The organism is Candidatus Pelagibacter sp. PS_31 (genome assembly GCF_059417865.1).
Genome location: NZ_CM182069.1, coordinates 145885 through 165987, shown reverse-complemented (window position 1 = coordinate 165987; position 20103 = coordinate 145885). Strand labels below are relative to the sequence as shown.

The window sequence follows — 20103 nt, the reverse complement described above, 5'->3', positions numbered from 1 at the left end:
ATTTACCTCATTATTCATAAATTCCTGTTCTTGAATAAACATGAATAGAAATATTTTCTTGTTTTTTTTTTAGATTTTCAGTAATTTCAATAAAACTATTTATATCATTTTTTTTAACATCAAACCAAAAAATATATTGTGAAACTTCTTTTTCAATTCGAAAAGATTTTAACTTTAAATATAATGTTTTAGTTTTTAATGCTGTAATAATTTCTTCAATACCTTTATTTTTATCTGAAATTTCAATCTGCAAAACATTTACAGAGCTATCACTTAAGTTTTTTTGATTTTTTTTATTATCAAAATATTTTTTAATAAATAATATAAAGATTATTAAAAAAGTGCAGATCGTCGAAACTAAAAACTGATTTGCTCCATTTGCAAGCCCTATAGCAATTATAAGAAATAAATAAACTAACTCTTCAGGTTCTTTTATTGCAGCTCTAAATCTAACAATTGAAAGTGCACCTACTAACCCAAGTGATAAAGCCAAAGAAAATTTTATAACTGTAATTACTAATGTTGTAACAATAGCCAAAGGAATAAACGTATCTGAAAAATATTCTCTATCATTAAGTGTTCTGGAAATCTTAATATATGTAAGTTTTACTATAAAAGCTAAAAATGCAGAAACAAGAATTGCAAAAATGAAATTAGAATAGCTTATATCTGGTGCTGAGTTTAATATAAAATTCTCTAGACTTTTTAACTCGCTATTAAATAAACTTTTATTCATAATACTTATATTTAAAAATATTAATAATATAATAATTAGTTAAAGCAATACCAATATACAAAATTATATAAAAGTACTTAATAATTTAATTTAAGTTATGGGAGCTAATTAAGAAACTTCTTGTCTTCAACATTTATTAGGGAACTTGAAATTTTATAATTAGGAAGATTTTAGTTATATCTAATAAAAATCTTCTTACAAATGGTTAGAAGTTTGGGAGATGAGAATAATTAAACAAAAATTTGTCATGTAAACACTATAATTGAAACAATAGTTGAGGTAAAAAAATATTTTTTTGTATATTTAATGCAGATGGTTTCTTTAATTCTTCTCAATTTTATAAAATAATGCTGTTAAATATTCAAACTAACCTAATTTTTTTTTTAAAGAAAAATATAACAATAAATAAACCAAAATATTTAAAATAATAATTATTATTAAATTTTTCGTCAAGAAGTAGTACTTATACGACAGTAAAAATACAATACAATTAAAAGAGTTAATCAGCATTCCTGTAAATGTATTTAAATATTTTTTATTTATAAAATTTAAATCTTTAAATTTAGTATAGATTATTTGATGCAAGTGCCCTTGATCAGCTTGCTCTATTTTTTTTTTCAAAGAAAATCTTCTTAGAATTGAAAATAAATTTTCAAAAGCTGGGTACCATAAAAGTAAACAAATAAAATAAGGAGAAATAGAGTCATTATTTGAATAAAAATCTAATAAAAAATAAGCAGTTAAGAAAGATATCAAATAGGAGCCAGCATCACCTAAATAAATTTTGTTTAAAAAATTAAGCAAAAATACAATACTTAAAAAAATAATCAAATAGTAGACATTAGAATTAATATTAAGACTAAACTGTATTGAGACAGTTACAATTGCTGTCAGAACCAAAACATAATATCCTATAACTAGAGTATTTAATCCATCTAAAAAATTACTTCCATTGATTAATATAAGTATGCAGAAAATAGTAAAGAATATAGAAATAAATTCTATTTCTAAAAAATTATTAAAAAAATCAACTCTTAAATCACTAACAGCTAAATTTTTATTTAATAATAAAAAAATTAGTATTATAAAAAATTGAGAAATAATTCTTAATTTAGGTGAATTAAATTTATTGCTGTCAGAGAGAATTCCAATAATTAAAATTAAAAAACTTAGTATTTTTATTATATAAAGTTGATTATCAAAAAAAAAGAGGCAGTTGATAAAAACGATAATACCCCCACATAATATAATCTTATTCGAGGATTTCTCTTGTGCTAATTGTTTATGTTTAGATGTACTTATTTGATCTAACAAAAAATTTTTCTTACTAAAAAAATAATATAAAAAGAATGATATAAATGTACAAAATATTATTGATAAAAAAAAATTATAAGTTGAAATCATAAATATCGTTTTTTAAAAAAATTAAATGACATTAAAAAAATATAATAAATAGATTTAATAAAATTAAAATTTAAATGAGTGTTATATACATAAAAGGCATCATGAACTCTTTGAAAAACTGAGCTTGAAAGTGAATTATCTAATTTTCTCCATAAAACTAATTTTTGATCAAAGCCCATCATTTTAATATTTTTTTTTGATAATTTTAGCCATAAAACATAATCTTCTTTAGTCTTTATTTTTGGAAATTTTGTATTTTTTAACAGTTTCTTTTTTAACATTACGGTTGATAATCCAATATCGCAAGATTTGATAAGATCTTTATATTCAATATTTTTCTTTGCTTTTATAAATTTAATTATAGTATTTTTTTTATTTATAATTGAGTAAGAGGTAAAACAAAATTCAATATTATTATCGAGCATAAATAATAATTGGTTCTTTAACTTATCTTTTTTCCAAATATCATCACTATCAATGAAGGAAATATATTTACCTTTTGCTTTTAAAATCCCCAAATTTCTTGAAAGTCCAGCACCTATGTTGACATTGTTTATTATAATTTTTTTTCTTTTAATTTTTTTTAATGTTTTTTTTACATATTTTAAATCTGATTTATCAGGATCGTCATATATCAAAATTAATTCAAAATTTTTATAGGACTGTTTAATTATTGAGTTAATAGTTTGATCAATATATATTTTTTTTTTATAATATGGAATTACTATAGAGATGAGAGGTTTCATTCTTATGATTAATTAAATTCTTTTAAAATTTTATCTAATTTTAAATAATGATTAAATAATGAAAATTTTTTGGTAAGTATTAAATTATTTAAAATTAATTTTTTTTTCAAATCTTTATTATCTATAATACTGATAAATCTACCAAAATTTTTTACAAAATCATTAATATCATTTGATTTAAACAGTATGCCATTTATATTATCTTTAATAATTTCCCTGGGTCCTTCCAGGCAATCACTAGAAAAAACAGGAATTTTACAAGCTCCAGCTTCTATTAAAACGAAGCCAGGATCCTCCCATAATGAAGATAAAATAAATCCCTGTGATGAATTAATATATGGAAAAATATTTTTTACATAGCCAATTAAAAAAATATTCTTTTCTAAATTATTTTTTTTTATATATGATAAAATTTTATTTTTATCTTCTCCATGTCCAGCAATTACTAATATAAAATCAGGAAAATTTAAAATCAATTTTTTTACTGCCTTACAAAGCATTATAAAATTTTTTTGTCTAGTTAGTCTTCCAACAGCAATAAAATACTTTGCTTTTTTAAATGGTAAATCCACTTGTTGTTTTTTTTGTAAGTTAATTTTATTAATTTCAATAATTGGATCGTACAAAGTTTTAATTTTTTCTTTATCTATTATTCCAAGACTCTCAATATAGTTTGCTGTTGATTTAGTTGGACAAGTTACCATATAAATTTTTGAGAAAGCTTTTTTCCATAAAAACTTTCTTAACATACCTAATTTTGGTAGTCCCGATATTCTTAAAATGAATCTTGTTTCAAATTTAAAGAATATTAACAAAAATAGAGGAAGAGAGGTAATTAAATGTATTATTAAAAAATCTGGTTTTTGATTACTAATTATTTTTTTTAATGGAAAAAATGAAAGAACAAAAATTAAAATAAAAGATAATCGACTTTGCAACTTACCGTATTTTGGTAAAAAATTTATCAATTTATTGTTAAAGAAATTAATTAACTTTATATCTTTATTTTCTAAATCCTTCCGAAATTTATTGAATTCGCCAAAAAAATTTATTATAGAACAATCATAATTTTTTCCATATTTTTGTAACGCTTTTGCTGAATTTACAACTGCTTTAGGAGTTGCGATAGGAACTAAAAATGGTGACCAATAAAAAATTTTATTTTTTAAATTCAATTTACTCAATCTATGTTAAATTTGGAGCTTTATAATTTTCATTTAATAGTATATCGAATATTTTAAATTAATGTTATTTAGAAATCTATATTATAAAAATAATGACTGATTATGAGTATAAATTAAATAATTTTCTTTATCCGCTAATATCTAAAATTAATAATATTAATATTCTTGAATTTGGGGTTCAAAAAGGTAGATCAACACTCAAATTTTTAGAAATATGTAATAATAATGATGGTCATTTATTTTCTGCAGATATCGACGACTGTTCTAATGTTTCAAAAGATCCTAGATGGACTTTTATAAAATCTAGAGATGATAACTTTGAGTTTATAAAATCAAAAATTCCAAATAAAGTTGATGTTATATTCCTAGACAGTTTGCATGAAGCGTCGCATGTTGAAAACATTATTTATAATTACTTTGATTTACTAAATAAAGATGGATATTTTTTTATAGATGATATTTCACATCTGCCATATCTAAGAAATAAAAATTCAAATAATTTTTATTGTGAGATCAATAATAAGGAAACTTTTAATAAAATTATTGGAATTTACAATAACAATGAAGATCTATTTGATTTAAATTTTTCTTTTATGTCTTCAGGTTTGGCTATAATGAAAAAAAAATCTAATTTATCTATAAAAAGAGGTGATGTAATTATTTCAAGAGATAATTCATTAAAAAATATTATTAGATCGCTATGGAAAAAAATCAAAAAAAATTAATTGTGTTCATGCCATCAATGGACGGTGGTGGTGTTGAAAAAAACCTAGTTATTGTTTCAAATTATTTATCAAAACACATAAAAAATTTAACTTTAATTACCTTTGATGATGGTTTTAATAAAAAATTATCAAAAAAAATTAAAATCATAAATTTTAGAAAAAAATCAAATAGAAAATTTACTAAGTATTTTAAATATTTTATTTGTTTACTCATTTTATCTAGAGAAATAATAAAAAATAGACATACATCGGTAATTTCTTTTCAGGCGAACATTTATACAATTATTCTATCTTCAATTTTAAGATTTGATCTAATTATAAGGTCTAATTCATCGCCTTCTGGTTGGACCAAAAATTATATCAAAAACTTTTTATTTAAAGTTTTTTTTCGTCTTCCTAAATTTATAATTGTTAATAGTTTTGATTTTAAAAGAGAAATTGATAATAAATTTTCAATAAAATCTGTTTTAATTTATAATCCATTAAACAAAAATGAAATTTTATTAAAAAGTAAAGAAAAAACAAATCTCAAATTATTCAGGAGGAGAGAATCTTTAAAACTTATAAATATTTCAAGATTTACTGATCAAAAAGATCATCTAACACTTTTAAAAGCCTTTAAAGAAATTCATGATATTATTGAGGTTGAGCTTTTGATAATAGGATATGGAACCAATAAAAACCTAATACAAAATTTTGTTGAAAAAAATAATTTACAAAATAAAATAAAGATTTTAAAGTTTCAAAAAAATCCATATAAATTTATCAAAAGAAGTGATGTATTTATATTAACTTCAAAATATGAAGGACTGCCTAATGTTTTATTGGAAGCGCTAACATTAAAAAAATTTATAATTTCATCGAATTGTCCAACAGGACCAAAAGAAATATTGGAAAATGGAAAATATGGTTTTTTATTTAAAACAAAGAATTACAAAGAATTATCAAAATTAATTTTAAAGTATGCAAAAAATAAAAGCAAATTCGACAATAAAATAGAATCAGGTTATAAAAGCTTAAGTAGATTTGATTTAGACATTAATGGAAAAAAATATCTAAGTAAAATTCAACAAATAATATAAATGTATAATTTTAAAAAAACATTCCAAAAAATTTAAATTTAATTAAAAGCATTATTAACTAAAGATAAATTTTAAATAATTAATTTTTTTGTTTATGAATTTTGTATTTTTTATAAGATTCTATTGTATTTTTTATTGCAGTATCTAAATTTGTAAATTTCATTTTTTTAATAAGTTTCATAAGTTTTATATTTGAGCCATGTGTCTTATAGACGTCAGCTGGGTGCAAAGGAACATTTACTATATTAATTTTTTTTAGATAATTTTCAGATATTTTTATAAAATTTTTTAAAAAAATAGGTCGTGATGAGCAAATATTCAAAATTTCATATTTATTTTTTACATTTAAACTTATTAATTTTCTTAAGATAATTACTACATCTTTGATATAAGTAAAGTCTCTATAATGATTGCCAGAATTATTTAAATAAAGTTTTTCATTTTTAAATACACTTAAGATCATTTTAAAAAAGAACATATCTGGCCTTCCAAGTTCACCAAAAACTGTAAAAAATCTTAGTCCAATAAATTTAGTTTTATATTTTTTTGAATAAATTTTTGCAACTTCTTCATTATTTTTCTTGCTTAAAGCGTACATATTAATTGGTTCTAAATTCAAATTTTCTTTTAAAGGGAACACCTTTGAGTCACCATAGACAGAACTAGAAGAAGCAAATAAAAATTTTTTAGGAGGATTGTGCTTTAGGCTGTCAATTATATTAAAAAAACCATTAATATTAGAATCTACATACTTGTCGGGTCTTATAATTGAATATCTAACACCAACTTCAGCTGCAAGATGCACCACTATATCAAAATAATTTTTTTTAAATAATACTTCAATTTTTTTTTTATTTTTTATGTCAATTTTTATTAGTTTAAAATTTTTATATTTTTTGAGGAGTTTAATTCGTAAATCTTTAATTTCTTTACCTGAATATCTGCTAAAATTATCTATTCCAATTATTGTAATATTTCTGTTTTTTAGATAATCAATTGCTAAAGAGTGTCCAATAAATCCTGCAATACCTGTGATTAAAATTTTCATATTAAATATTTTTCCACTTTTTTTTAATTAATGAAAATTCTTCTATTGCTTTTTTGTAATTATATAAAAAAGATGAGTCTAAATTTTGGATTTTATATTCTTGAGTTTTTTTTTTTATATACTCTAAATTACTCTTGTCTGGTCCACAAAATATAAAACCAATTTTTTCATTTTTTCTTTCTGTTCTTGGAAATTTTCTAGAAAAAAAAAATTACCTAAAGACATCAAACCTTTGATATTTTTATTTTTACAATTTACGTAATTCATTAAAATTTAACTAATTCAATTTTTTTAAGTTGAAGATGTATTTTATAAAAAAGGTTAATAAAACTATTAATTTATTTTGACCATTATCTAGTCTTATTTTTGTACATTCACACATATGGTCAAAAAAATTTATTTTACTTGAAAAGCCTCCTCTTGAGAAAACGCCAAAAACCTCATTTTTTTTAGTACCCACTCCCCGTAACTTATGTTTTACTATCATCCTATAGAAATAATCATAGTCTGCTGAGTATTTATATTTTAAATTATAATTACCTACAATCTTAGCTGCTTCTCTCTTAATATAGAAACCTGAGGAGTGACTAGAATAAAATCCCCAAGTATAAAAAATTTTCCATGGTTTATAGCCATGTAGTATACCCCAGTGTTTTTTTACAGATCCAAAAAAAAAATCTTTATTTGGATTTTTATTTATATAATTTACCAATATATTCATTGCATCTGGTAACAAATAATCATCTGAATTTAAAAAACCTATATAATCACCTGAAAAAACTCTTAGACCTTTATTAAAAGCATCATAAATACCATTATCATTTTCTGATACCCACTTTTTGACTGTAGTAGAATTATTTTTTATTATAGATACAGTTTTGTCTTCAGAGCCTCCATCAATAATAATATACTCTATATTTTTATATATTTGATTTTTAACACTATCTATAGTTCTTTGTATAGTTTTTTGTGAATTTAATGAAACAGTAACAATTGAAATTAAAGGTGATTTTATTTGGGACATGTATAATTATATATAAATTATTTTCATCATAACATAAAATATTAAATCATTGTAAAATAAAATGTTAAAATGTATTTTTCTAGATAGAGATGGTGTCATTAATTTAGATACTAATTATACTTATAAATTTTCAGATATTATTTGGAATAAGCATATTTTTAAAATTATTAAATTTCTTAAAAAGAATAAGATTAAAATTTGTGTCGTTACAAATCAAAGTGGAATTGCAAGAGGATATTTTACCGAGAAAGATGTCAAGACACTTCATAAAAAAATGAATCGTTATATTTTTAATAAAATTGGTTATAAAATAGATCAATTTAAATATTGTCCTTTTCTTACAAATGCAAAAATTAAAAAATACAAAAAAAATTCAGATGATAGGAAACCCAATCCTGGAATGATAAATTCATATATGAAAAAAAAAAAATTAAAAAAAAAAACTGTATAATGATTGGTGATAAAAGATCAGATTACCTATGTGGAAAAAGAGCAGGAATAAAAAGTTTCCAAATTAAAAATAAAAATTTTTTAAATTTAATAAAGAAAGAAATAAATAATTCTTAAAGTGAATTTTTTTTAAAATTAAAATTTTTAATATATTTTGCTCTAATATTTTGCGAAATCATATGCATTAAACTTTGAAAGACATCTTCACAAATTCCATAGTTTTTTATTTCTAAGTTTAAATTGAAAATTATTTCATTTTTTTTATTTTTATAACTATTTTTAAATCCATAAAATTTAACAACTTTAATATTTTTTTTGTTGGCTAAATTTTCAATATTTTTGATATTTTTAGAATTTCCAGAACAACTAAAAACTAACAATAGATCATCTTTTTTTACGTAATTTTCAAATTGATATGAAAAAATTTTTTCAAAACTAATATCATTTGAAATAGCTGTTATTAACTCTATTGAATTTGATAATGAAATTATTTTAGGTAGTAATTTTTTTGTACTAGAAAATTTAATACCTTTATTAAAATCACAAAGAAAATGATTTGATATTGAGGCAGATCCACCATTACCACAGACAAAAATATTATTTTTACTTTTTATTTTTTTAAAAACTAATTCTGTAATATTTTCTATTTTATTTATATCTAATCTAGAATAACATTGACTTAAATTTTCTATATAATTTTTGAAAAAAATTTTTTTATTCATATTCATTTAAGTTTAAACATTAAAATAAACCTTTAAAGATATATTTAATGTTTTCTATAATTAAAACTTACAAGTTTCTGTTTTTTTATTTCAAAAACCTTATCACATATATCTAAATTTTTTTTATTATGAGAAATAACAATTATTATTTTCTCTTTTTTAAGAAGTTTAATACTATTAATTATATCATTAGCATTTTTCTGATCCAAAGAACTTGTAATCTCATCAAAAATATATATTTCAGGGTCGATAAATATAGCTCTTGCAATTCCTACTCTTTGCATTTGTCCTCCAGAAATTTTTGATCCTCTTTCTCCTAAAATTAGATCTTCTTTATAGTTATTTTTATTTGAAGTCTTTAAAAGATTTAATAAGTTTACTTTTTTTAAAGCATATATAAATTTTTTCATATTTTTTTCATTTTTTTCACTAAAAAATGTAACGTTATTCCAAATAGTATCATCAAAAATTTGAGTGTCTTGAGGAACATAACCAATTAAAGGAATTTGAATATCATTTTTTTTTTCATTGAATAAAATTTTACCACTTGAAACTGGTGTTAAGCCACAAATTACATTCATAAGAGAACTTTTTCCCGATCCACTTTCTCCAATCAACCCGATAATTTTGTTTTTTTCAAACTCTATTGAAATATTTTTAAGTACAGGCCTCTGACTATTATATTTTATTGTAATATTTTTAAGTTTAATCTTTGAAATTTTTACATTAACCTTTTTTTTTAATAAAATATTCGTTTTAGTTTTTTTGAATTCATTAAATAATAAAATTAATGGTGGGCTATAAGTTTTAATCTTTTGAAAAGATGACATTATTCTAGTAGATGCTGGTATAAGCCTTATTCCTATAGCCGCATAAACAACCAAAAATAATAATATCTCTTCATTGGAGCTATTTTGCAGAAGTGACATGAACAATATAACAAAACAAATTGTTAGGATGCTACAAACTTCAATCAGTAATTTGGGTATTTGTAATATTAGTCCAGTTTTGTATTCAGCGTTGACACTATTAAAATAAGGCTTATTTAAAAAATTTAATATTTTTTTTTCTAAATTAAATATCTTTATTATTTTCATCAAGCCGAAAGAGCTAATATAATTTTTATTAATAATTCTCTGAAGATCCTGTTGAAGTTTTGTTAAATTAAATATTTTTTCCTTACTACTTTTGTAAACAATTAAAAAAAAGACTAGAAAAAATGTAAATGCTAAAATCGTTGGAATAAAATTTAAAAATAGAAGATATGAAATCATTGTTAATGATAAAATTATTTCTACAAACAATGTTAGGTAACTAAGAAGACATAAGCTAATTGCACCAGTTGAATTGATATTTCTTATTAAGGTTCCTGTATCATTGTCTAAAAAAAAACTATATTTTTGTCGCAAATAATTGCTGTATAATTCATTAGTAACTCTGAATTGAATATCTCTCACATATTTACCTTGATAAGCATAAAAAAAGTATATGAAGAGATTTTTAAAAATATATATTATTCCTACTAATATTGTAATTAATATTAAAGGATTGGAAATATTTATGTTTGCTAAATAATTATTTGGATTTATGCCAAAAAAAAATTTATTTTCGTTATTTATAAAAATTGAAACCAGGGGTATTAATATTCCAATACTTATTACTTCCAATAAAGTATTCAACAAAATTAAAAAAGATACATAAGGAATTTTTAGCTTTTCTTTTTTATTCAATAATGTAAATAAAAATTTTATTGTTTTCATATGTAAAGATTTAACAAATTAATTGAATAATATAATTTACTTTTAATTTATTAATAATTCCTTATTATTTTTTAAAAAATGAGCGCCTATATCAATATATTCTAAATTCCCATAAGATAAACCACATAATATCTTTTTAGCTTTACGTTGTAAAAAAATAGACTCTTCATCAGGCTTATAATTTTTAGAACCAAATTTTAATTCTGACTCTATTGCAATCTCTTTAATCTCTTCACTTGTATTATCAATTATTTCAAGATGATTCTCCTTAAAGTCACTATCTTTTTGAAACTTAAATATATTTAATTTTTCATATTCTGAAAATGATATCTGTCTGTTAAGTTTTTTTGAAAAAATTTTTTTAAATATGATTAACGGTGATGTGGAATCATTTCTATTTTTAATTTCTCTTTTGTGTGTAATGTTTACCAAGGATATAGGTTTTCTAAACAAAGATGGAACAGAATTAAAACCACCACTATCAAATATGCCAAAGCTGCATGCATGGCAAAAAAATATATCCAAAAAGTCGCTAGATATTTTTGAAAATGGATAATCAAAAATTAATTTATTCTTATCATCTGAAATTTTATTTATTAGAAATTTGCCCATTCTTACAGTTAAATAGGATAATTTAGTCATTTCATTCATTGCATCTATATAAGTGTTAATATTACTATTTCTCCAATACATATTCTCTTTTTGAGTTCTATGTTGATTTTCCCTATAAAATGAGTCCCTTGCATAAAATAATATAATTTTTTTTTGGTTTACATTTTTAAAAAATAAATCTAATTTTTTTTGAAAATTTTTAACCTCATTATTTGAAAAAATAATTCTTGGTTTTGTTCTATTTAATACAAAATTATTATCATAATAATTCCACATTTCTAAATTTTTAAAATTTTCCTTAGTATGATATTCCCAATCTTTATTTATATAATTATGTGGATGTCTATATGGTATAATAAATTTCTTTATATTTTTTTTTTTTAAAAATTTTAAAAAATCTAAAAAAAAACGAGAAGGCAAAATATACAATTGCTCATTCCATTTTTTTAATAAAAATTTATTTGCAATAGTTTTATTTCTTATCCAAAAATCAAGCTTATTTTTTTTATATATTTTTAATTCTTCTTCACATAAAAAAATTTCTATTGATTTACTATAATGACCAATATTTTTTGTTTCTATTTCTTGAAATCTTATTTTTATTAAAGGATAAATAATTTTGAGAATGAATAATAAAATAAAGTAAATTATCGGTTTAAAAAATTGTTTGTAAACTTTATAAATAATCATCCCTCTATAAAATTTATAAATTTATTTTCTTTTTTAAGTCTTTTTTTTATTTTTTTTGATTCAGATATATTTTGGACAGCAATATAAACTTTGGAATTTCTTGGCGCATCACTTACACTATAAATTTTTCTATTATAATAATATTCTCCAACTTTAGATGAATCTTCATCTACAAAAAATCTTATCTTATTTTTTAATTTGGCATATAAATAAAATGTCGAAGTTCCAACTCCAAACAGTCCAATATTTTTATTTTTTTCTTCATTAATTTTTTTATAAACTCGATCTAGCCAAAGTAAGTTAAATATATCTTTTTTGCTTATTTCGCTGAACGAAATATTAACTTTTTTTTTTTATTCTTATAGGCAATAACAAATAGCTCAGCTTTATTAAAATTATTGAAAAATTTTTCAACTTTGAATCCTGATAATATTAGAAGATTTTCTAATGATTTTTTTGTAAAATGAGAACAATGATCAAGCACCGTGAGATCATTATGAACAGTTTTTATATTTGGTAATCTGATTATTAATCTGCCATTATCATTTAAAATTGAATTAACGTGATTGAGAACTTTTCTTGGTTCAATTAAGTGTTCTACAACGTGATTAAGACTTATTAGATCAAATTTTTTATTTATTTTTTCAACATTACCAGTATAAAATTTTTTAACTTTATATTGATCAACAATTTTCTTATTTAAATTTGTTAAATCATGGGCATATAATTCCCAATTTTTTTTTTGCTCACTAAATGATTTTATAAAATGTCCAGCCCCACAACCTATATCTAAAAGTTTACCATTCTTATTTAATTTAAGGTATTTATCTAACAACTTTACAATTAAAAAATTTCTATCAAATACTTTGTTTTTTTTAACAGTAATGTGCTTCCCAATAAAAATATATTTTTTTTCGTATAAATTACTCATATTATTATGCCAAGCATCATCAATTCTTTTTTGTAAATGTCCGCAACTTTTGCAATACATTAGTTTAAGAGGAGCTAATTTAATTGCCATAGGTGCAACACAAGTTTTTATTTTAAAAACAAAATTTTTGAGGGTATTTTTGCAAATTAAACAGTTATGCATATAAATCTTATATTATTTAATTCCTAACAAATAAAATATCTTGATGTTTGTTTTGAATTTTCCATAGAGGCTTGAAGTTATTTTTTTTTAAAAATTTTAATACATCAATCCATTGACTTCCATTTTTATAGATATCTCCCTTACTTACCTCAATTAAAATTGATTTACAATATTTTAGGTTATTTGCGGATCCCTCTAAAACATTTAATTCAGCTCCTTGAACATCAACTACCCAATGATTATACTTTTTAATATCAATTTTATTTATCTTGATAAAAGTATCTAAAGTTAACGTTTTTAGCTTTATACTATTAATCATTTTTAAATTTTTTTTTTCCAAATGCTTTTTTTGCCAGTGCTTAACTTTCCAAATTTAAAAATTGAAGACGAAGCACCGTCATTGTTTGAAATATTAAAATTAACAAGTATATTATCTTTATTGTTCAAAAGTTGACAATATGGTTTTTGAAAAATATATTTTTTTAAATTAATTTTTAAATCCAAAAATATTTTTGGATTGGCCTCAACCCATATTACTTTTTTGCCAAAATATTCATAAACACCCGCTTCTGAACCTCTATGAGCTCCTAAATGTAAAATCCCAGAACATTTGACCATTTTTTGCAAAAGTTCGATTCTTGGTGCTGTTTGATTGTAATCTTTTTGTATATATATTTTTTCTACTTTTAAATTTTTTTTAAAAAGTAATAATTTAATATTTTTTTTAATATCAAGCATATAAAAATAAGTTTATTTTACAAAACCACCTAAAAATGCCGGCATAAAATTTTTATAGTACCAATAAAAAGATGCGATTAAAAAATTTTTATGATTTTTACCATTATTAATAAAGTACTTTTTTTGCTTCTTATTCATATTAAGCAATAATACAAATTGTGAAACGTTTGTATATGAGTAAAAAAAACCATCTGCCAAAGACAATATTAATGACTCTATTAAAATTTCTTTACCCATTTTATATCTGTGTAAATTTCTAGGATAAAAGCGCATTAGATCTCTATCAGATCTTAAAGATGGATAAACAACTACTTTATTGCCAAATTCAGATTGAAATTTTTTATAGTATCTCTTTTCTATCGTTGATAAAAAAATTTTATCATAATTTTCATTTTTTAAAATTTCATGAACTTTATTTATCGCCTGATTAATTGATGGAGGAAAATGATGATTGGAAATTCTGAGAAACTCACCTCCTCTGAGAAATACACCTAAAACTTTTTTATGTTTGAGTTTTTTATTTATGAATTTATTTGCTTCTTTTAAATAATATTCTCTAATTTTTATGTGTTTTTTAAATGTATTGATTACTTCAGATTTTTTGAAAATGTTATCTCTGTAAAAATTTTTATGAAAAATGTTATCAGTAAACATAACATTTTCACTTTTATAAACCTGTTCTAGGCTATAATTATTAACTTTTTCAAAATAATATTCCCACGCATTTTTAGTTTTAAAAATTTTTTCTTTCTCATTATAAAAAGTCAAAAAATTTTCCATATCAACTACTGGAATTAAATTAAATTTTTTAGCTATAATTAAATGATTTAGAACAAATGATAAATTTGAAAATAGCCCTGCTCCTGGTGTTCTTTTAATAACATAAAAATATTTTTTTTTATTTTTTTTTCCAAATTTTGTGATATTTAATCTTAATCCTTTTGTGATTAGATAATTATCAATAAATTTATTTTTAATAAATAGTGGTTTTGTTCTATAAAAAATTATGTCTTTTATGATTTCTTTAAATTGTTTAACTATTTTCATGTAAAATAATTTTTAGTTAAATTAATTTTTTGTAAAGCTCAATATACATTTCTGCAACTTTATCAGAAGAAAATTTTTCGTTGGTTCTATTTATGCAATTTTTAAATAAAAAATCTGAATTTTTTTTGTCTAAACACCAATTTATGCCATTAATGAAATCACTAATCGAATTTTCTTTTGATATATATCCAGTTTTTAAATGATCTATAATATCTACAACACCTGTTTTATCAAAACACACAGTTGGAATGCCACAAGACATTGCTTCTAGGGCTAATTGACCAAATGACTCCAATGAACTTGGTACAAGTAATAAATCTGATGCTGAGTATAACAATTTTAAATCATATGAATTTGGGGCTATATTTTTGAAATATTTAAAATTTATTTCAAAATTCTTTGCTTCATTTAAAAAATTTTTATCATCACCAAAAAATATAAAAGTTGTGTCTGACAATAACTTATTTTTATTTGCTTCTTTTAAAATTGTTTTAATACTTTCAAATCCTTTCCATTTTCTAGATACAAAATCGTCACCACCAAAAAGAATTACTTTTTCTGTCTTGATTTCAAGAATATTTCTACTGACTTTTTTATCAATTGGCCTCCAAAAATTAGTATCAATGGGTAATGGTATTAATTGATTGTAATTATTTTTATATAGAAAACTTTTACTTAAATTATTTTTTTGCCAATTACTTGTTGCTACAAAATTAATATTATTATTTAAAAATTTTTTTTTTAACTTCCAAGCAAGATAATTAAAATCAATAAAATAATAATTCTTTTTATTATAACCGTAAATATAATCGTCTGAGTGTGTGTAATGCTCACTGGCACAGTATGGCCACATATCATGTAGTGTCCAAACTATAGGTATCTTAATCTTTGAAAGCTGTTTTATTGAAATCATTTCATTACCAATCCAGTGTAAATGTAAAATATCAGGATTATTTTTTTTTATCTTATCTAAAATGTTTGAAGGTATTAAGTTATAAGACTGACTAAAGTCAGTTTTTAGAGAAGAAAATTTATTTAATTTTCTCTGAAATGAGATTTTTAATAAATTTAAAATTTCTTCAAATGTTGAATTTGGTCCAATTACTTTGGGATTATTTGAATTTTTTTTAGATACAATAATCTGACTATCAATATTTTTTGCTAAAAGAGCATTGTGAATCCTTTGTACTGCAATTGCTGCACCTCCTTGACTTTCATAATAGTTTAAATGTAAAATTTTCATTTTTTCATTACAGTAAAAATATCAAATAATTTAGCTTCTATTAAAAATAATTATTTTTTTATTGAATATTGGGTTGTTATATTGATATTTATAAAATATACAATTTTTTGATGATGGATTGCAATAAAATATTAATTTGTACTCCAATTTACAAAAGAAGACTTGATGATTTTGAATTTAAAAATTTAAAAATTTCTGAATATACAAACCCAAATATTAAAAAAATTTTTTTTGCTCCCTATAACCTTAATTTAGATTTTTATATTAGGAATTTTAAAACACATAAAATTATTAAATTTGATAACTGCTATTTTAAAAGTACAGATTCTTATAGTAAATTATTATTATCAGAAAAGTTTTATAAAAAATTCATTAGATATACCCATATAATAATTCACCAACCAGACTCAATCATTGTAAAAAATCTTAAAAATCTTAGTATTAATAATTTTGATTATATTGGTGCTCCTAGCAAATATAAACTTCCAAAGTTTAATACTTTTTTTGAAAATAAAAATTTTTTATATGAAAATAAAAAGTTAAATTTTTTTAACAAGTGCGTTAGTAAATTTAAAAGAAAAATAAATTATAATGTCAAACTTTTAGATAAAAATTTAAATTTCTTGAATATCTATAATCATATAAAAAAATACCTACGTTTTTTTTTAATAAATAAAACATATCATGACATTGGATTAAATGGTGGTTTATCAATAAGAAATGTAAGAAAATTTATTTTAATTTTAAATGGTATACCCAATATTAACCAAATAAAAGCACCAGAAGATCATATATTTAGTTATTTTTCAAATATAGGAAAATTAAAAATTCCTACTTATAAAAATTTAATGAAAATATTTTCAGAAAAAAAAAAATGAATGTTTATGGTTATCATCAATTAGATGTGTATGATAATGATTATCTTAAAGAAATTCATAAAAATTTTTATTTCATAAATTGCAGTATTAATTAATGCCACTTAAGAAAAAAATATTAATTATTGGTAAAAATGGTTTTTTTGGAAGAAGCCTTGAAAAAAGTTTAAAGTTTCACAAGCTTAAATTAATTGGAAGAAAGGATGAATTAGAAAAAATAAATCTTAAAAAGTTTGATGTAATTATAAATTGTGCTGCAGATATCTATAATGAAAAAAAAATGTTTTACAGCAACACCTTACTTGTTTACAGACTTTTAGAAAATTATTTAAATCAAAAATCAAAAGCAAAAATTATTCACTTTGGTAGCTCAGGTGAATATGGTAATTCCAAATTATCTCCATCAGAAAATCAAGTAATTAATCCATGCTCAATTTATACGGGGACAAAAGCTGCAGCAACTATGCTTTTACAATCTTTTTCAAAAGAATTTAAAATTAAATCAGTAATATTGAGAACATTTACTGTTTATGGACCGTATGAAAATCAATCCAGACTTTTACCCTTTATATTCAGACATCTACTTTTAAAAAATAAACTTACTATATTTAAAGGTCATCAAGATTATTTGTATATAGATGATTTGTGTAAAATTATTGATCAATTAGTCACCAAATGGAGTGTGAAAGGATATGGTGAAATAATTAATATTAGTTCAGGAAAAAAATATGAAAATAAGGAAGTTTTAAAAATTTGCGAAAAGATCACTAAAATTAAATCTAAAGCCAAAGTTTTAAAAAGCTATAGCCAAAGTAATCACAACAAGTACTATAATTATCAACAAAAAGCTCTTAATACAAAAAAAATGAACAATCTAAAATTTAAAAGTAAAACTGATATTAAGAGTGGAATTGTAAAATATTGGAATGAAATTCATAAAAATAAAGATTTAAAAGAGCACACTATGAATTTTACCAAAAAATTTTTTAATAAATGGTAATTGTAAATACTATTGATTGAAAAAAAATATGAATTTTATTTTTGAAAAAAAATTTATCAATCTATTTATAAAGGCTTTAATTTGTTGTGCGGCTGTTTTTTTATTAGTTATAAGTTCCTACAATCATGAGTTATGGAGGGATGAAGGGCACTATATTCAAATTGCAAAAGAACTTTCTTTTTATCAATTGGTAACTCACTCAAGAGTGGAGGGACTGATTCCAACGCATCCCATTATATTAAAGTTATTATTTTCTTTATTTGAAAATAAAATATACGCCTTAAAATTTTTTAATATAACCCTGTATTCTATAACTTTTTATATTTTGCTAAAATCAAAGACACCTTTTTATATTATAATACTTTTTATGCTGTCTTATCCTATTTTCTATTATGGAATAGTTAATAGGTATTATATAATGTTATTTCCACCTATTGCTTATTTAATCTTATTTGATGGTAAAAATAATCTCTTAAAACAATTTGCATTCTTTGTTTTATCGATATGTGGAATTTTTGGTTTGTTTTTTTTATTTAGCTATCTTATTGCAAATTTAAAAGAAACAATAAAAGATTTGCTTAGAAATAAAATAATCTACTTTTTAATTTTTGGGGTTTGTTGTTTTTCCTTTTTTTACTACACATTTCCTTATGACGGCAGAAATTGGAATAATATTCAGTTAAACCATTCATATTTCATCTTTAAAACTTGGTATAAATTTTTATTTGCTCAGGCTTATATACATAATATTTTTAAAGATTTTAATATTGCAACAAGCATTTCAATCCCGTTTTATCTATCAAGTTTTTTAGCTATAATATCAACAACAATATTATACTTAAGTATCCTAACTTTATATTTAAAAAAAGAATTTTCATTATTAATTATTTTATTAAGTACTTTAATTATTTATCTGCTGTTTTTTTCTATTACGAGTCATCATTCAATTAGACATTATTTTATTTTTTCAATAATTCTATATTTAATAAATATCAAATCTTTATTTATAAATAAAAATAATTTTAATTTTTCTGAGATAAAAATTTTCAATATTTTTAATATTTTTAAATATTTTTTATTATTTATAATGCTAATTTTTATTATTGGATCTGGATTTAAATTTTTTGATAAAATAACAAAAATTGATGTCTCAAGTTTTTACATAATTTTGATATATATTTTTTTAGTTTTAACAGTGCAGAATTTATATTTTAAAAAAAAATATTTTTTAATAATGTCTTTAACAACTATTTTTTTTATTTATTTATTTCTTTTTTCTACAAGAATAAATCAAACATATGGTAACTTTTTTATTTTTATGAATATTTTATTTCTAGTTAATGTTTATTCTTTTTTTATCAATAAGGAAAAAAATAACTTTTTTAAACTCAAAATACTTGAAAGATATAATATTCAAAAATATATGATTACTTTTGTTTTGTTGGTTTCAACTATAGGTACATTTTCTTACGCTATTAAAGAGACAAAGAATATTTATAGTAATTCAAAAAATCTAGCAAATTATATAAATGAAAATAAAATTGAATGTGGGGAGATCAACTCTTACTATGCATGGGAAATTGGAGCTTGGCTTCCATATATTCATGAAAAAAACTGTAGGGTCTCTCAAGTAATAACAAAGAAAACATCAGGATTTTGGGATCTAAATTTCTGGACATATTTAAACTCAAAATACTTAGAATACCAAAAAGAATTTTTTTTAGATCTAAAAAAATATGACTTTACAAAAAAAAAATATACTGTTTTTATTTGTTCGGACAAAAACTGTAAAAATGAGGAAAAAATAATTAAAAAAACTTTAAATGATTTAAAAATTAATCATTCAATTAACTTATTTGATAAAAAAACACTAGGCAAAAATGGTGAAAAATTATTACTTCTAAATATATTGGGTAAATCTTAA

The 20103-nt window shown here is 21.4% G+C and carries 21 protein-coding genes; 7 read left to right on the top strand and 14 right to left on the bottom strand.

All coding sequences use genetic code 11. The features are described from left to right. Positions 1-10: 10 nt before the first annotated feature. The 4 genes from AC5SLN_RS00860 to AC5SLN_RS00845 all read right to left on the bottom strand — a co-directional run bounded on the left by AC5SLN_RS00860 (position 11) and on the right by AC5SLN_RS00845 (position 4061). Positions 11-736 carry a DUF4956 domain-containing protein gene (locus AC5SLN_RS00860; RefSeq protein ID WP_494593649.1) on the bottom strand — a complete coding sequence of 242 codons (726 nt, stop codon included), beginning with the start codon at positions 734-736 and terminating at the stop codon, positions 11-13. Positions 737-1102: 366 nt separating this feature from the next. Then, the gene (locus AC5SLN_RS00855) at positions 1103-2050 is read right to left on the bottom strand and encodes an MraY family glycosyltransferase (protein ID WP_494593647.1); all 948 of its coding nucleotides are present in this window, start codon (positions 2048-2050) and stop codon (positions 1103-1105) included. 86 nt (positions 2051-2136) lie between these two features. Next, the gene (locus tag AC5SLN_RS00850; protein ID WP_494593645.1) at positions 2137-2886 is read right to left on the bottom strand and encodes a glycosyltransferase family A protein; all 750 of its coding nucleotides are present in this window, start codon (positions 2884-2886) and stop codon (positions 2137-2139) included. Positions 2887-2894: 8 nt separating this feature from the next. Then, positions 2895-4061, bottom strand: coding sequence for a glycosyltransferase (locus AC5SLN_RS00845; protein ID WP_494593643.1), 1167 nt, complete (start codon positions 4059-4061; stop codon positions 2895-2897). Between the two features lie 101 nt (positions 4062-4162). Here AC5SLN_RS00845 and AC5SLN_RS00840 point away from each other — a divergent pair, with 101 nt between their 5' ends. Both AC5SLN_RS00840 and AC5SLN_RS00835 read left to right on the top strand, forming a co-directional pair. Beyond that, positions 4163-4795 (top strand): class I SAM-dependent methyltransferase, encoded by a 633-nt coding sequence (locus AC5SLN_RS00840; RefSeq protein ID WP_494593641.1) that lies wholly within the window; start codon positions 4163-4165, stop codon positions 4793-4795. Further along, positions 4771-5877 carry a glycosyltransferase gene (locus AC5SLN_RS00835; RefSeq protein ID WP_494593639.1) on the top strand — a complete coding sequence of 369 codons (1107 nt, stop codon included), beginning with the start codon at positions 4771-4773 and terminating at the stop codon, positions 5875-5877. Before AC5SLN_RS00840 ends, AC5SLN_RS00835 begins: the two co-directional genes overlap by 25 nt. A gap of 79 nt (positions 5878-5956) precedes the next feature. On the opposite strand, the gene AC5SLN_RS00830 is transcribed toward AC5SLN_RS00835, so the two are convergent. Together AC5SLN_RS00830 and AC5SLN_RS00825 are read right to left on the bottom strand one after the other, a co-directional pair. After that, positions 5957-6925 carry an NAD-dependent epimerase/dehydratase family protein gene (locus AC5SLN_RS00830; RefSeq protein ID WP_494593637.1) on the bottom strand — a complete coding sequence of 323 codons (969 nt, stop codon included), beginning with the start codon at positions 6923-6925 and terminating at the stop codon, positions 5957-5959. 277 nt (positions 6926-7202) lie between these two features. Then, positions 7203-7949 (bottom strand): glycosyltransferase family 2 protein, encoded by a 747-nt coding sequence (locus AC5SLN_RS00825; RefSeq protein WP_494593636.1) that lies wholly within the window; start codon positions 7947-7949, stop codon positions 7203-7205. Between the two features lie 61 nt (positions 7950-8010). Here AC5SLN_RS00825 and AC5SLN_RS00820 point away from each other — a divergent pair, with 61 nt between their 5' ends. Further along, positions 8011-8400, top strand: coding sequence for an HAD-IIIA family hydrolase (locus tag AC5SLN_RS00820; protein WP_494593634.1), 390 nt, complete (start codon positions 8011-8013; stop codon positions 8398-8400). Further along, a complete protein-coding gene (locus AC5SLN_RS00815) occupies positions 8400-8516 on the top strand; it encodes a hypothetical protein (RefSeq protein ID WP_494593632.1) in 117 nt (38 codons plus the stop codon). Before AC5SLN_RS00820 ends, AC5SLN_RS00815 begins: the two co-directional genes overlap by 1 nt. Here the strand turns inward: AC5SLN_RS00815 and AC5SLN_RS00810 are convergent. From AC5SLN_RS00810 to AC5SLN_RS00775, 8 genes are all read right to left on the bottom strand, one after another. Continuing rightward, complete coding sequence (locus AC5SLN_RS00810; protein ID WP_494593631.1) at positions 8513-9121, bottom strand: SIS domain-containing protein; 609 nt, start codon at positions 9119-9121, stop codon at positions 8513-8515. The genes AC5SLN_RS00815 and AC5SLN_RS00810 overlap by 4 nt on opposite strands. 44 nt (positions 9122-9165) lie before the next feature. Next, positions 9166-10881 carry an ATP-binding cassette domain-containing protein gene (locus AC5SLN_RS00805; RefSeq protein WP_494593629.1) on the bottom strand — a complete coding sequence of 572 codons (1716 nt, stop codon included), beginning with the start codon at positions 10879-10881 and terminating at the stop codon, positions 9166-9168. A gap of 42 nt (positions 10882-10923) precedes the next feature. Next, on the bottom strand, positions 10924-12183 hold the full coding sequence (locus AC5SLN_RS00800) for a TIGR04372 family glycosyltransferase (protein WP_494593627.1): 1260 nt from the start codon (positions 12181-12183) through the stop codon (positions 10924-10926). Between the two features lie 319 nt (positions 12184-12502). Continuing rightward, the gene (locus AC5SLN_RS00795; protein WP_494593625.1) at positions 12503-13204 is read right to left on the bottom strand and encodes a class I SAM-dependent methyltransferase; all 702 of its coding nucleotides are present in this window, start codon (positions 13202-13204) and stop codon (positions 12503-12505) included. An 88-nt stretch (positions 13205-13292) separates the two neighbouring features. Continuing rightward, positions 13293-13595 (bottom strand): FkbM family methyltransferase, encoded by a 303-nt coding sequence (locus AC5SLN_RS00790; protein ID WP_494593623.1) that lies wholly within the window; start codon positions 13593-13595, stop codon positions 13293-13295. Positions 13596-13597: 2 nt separating this feature from the next. Continuing rightward, positions 13598-14014, bottom strand: coding sequence for a hypothetical protein (locus tag AC5SLN_RS00785; protein WP_494593621.1), 417 nt, complete (start codon positions 14012-14014; stop codon positions 13598-13600). 12 nt (positions 14015-14026) lie between these two features. Next, positions 14027-15061 carry an O-fucosyltransferase family protein gene (locus AC5SLN_RS00780; protein ID WP_494593619.1) on the bottom strand — a complete coding sequence of 345 codons (1035 nt, stop codon included), beginning with the start codon at positions 15059-15061 and terminating at the stop codon, positions 14027-14029. 16 nt (positions 15062-15077) lie between these two features. Next, complete coding sequence (locus AC5SLN_RS00775) at positions 15078-16304, bottom strand: glycosyltransferase (RefSeq protein ID WP_494593618.1); 1227 nt, start codon at positions 16302-16304, stop codon at positions 15078-15080. A 110-nt stretch (positions 16305-16414) separates the two neighbouring features. On the opposite strand from AC5SLN_RS00775, the gene AC5SLN_RS00770 reads away from it, so the two are divergent. From AC5SLN_RS00770 to AC5SLN_RS00760, 3 genes are all read left to right on the top strand, one after another. Further along, a complete protein-coding gene (locus tag AC5SLN_RS00770) occupies positions 16415-17182 on the top strand; it encodes a DUF5672 family protein (protein ID WP_494593616.1) in 768 nt (255 codons plus the stop codon). A 94-nt stretch (positions 17183-17276) separates the two neighbouring features. Next, entirely contained in the window at positions 17277-18179 is a 903-nt protein-coding gene (locus tag AC5SLN_RS00765) for an SDR family oxidoreductase (RefSeq protein ID WP_494593614.1), read from the top strand. A gap of 418 nt (positions 18180-18597) precedes the next feature. Further along, positions 18598-20103, top strand: a complete 1506-nt coding sequence (locus AC5SLN_RS00760; RefSeq protein ID WP_494593612.1) for a hypothetical protein — start codon at positions 18598-18600, stop codon at positions 20101-20103.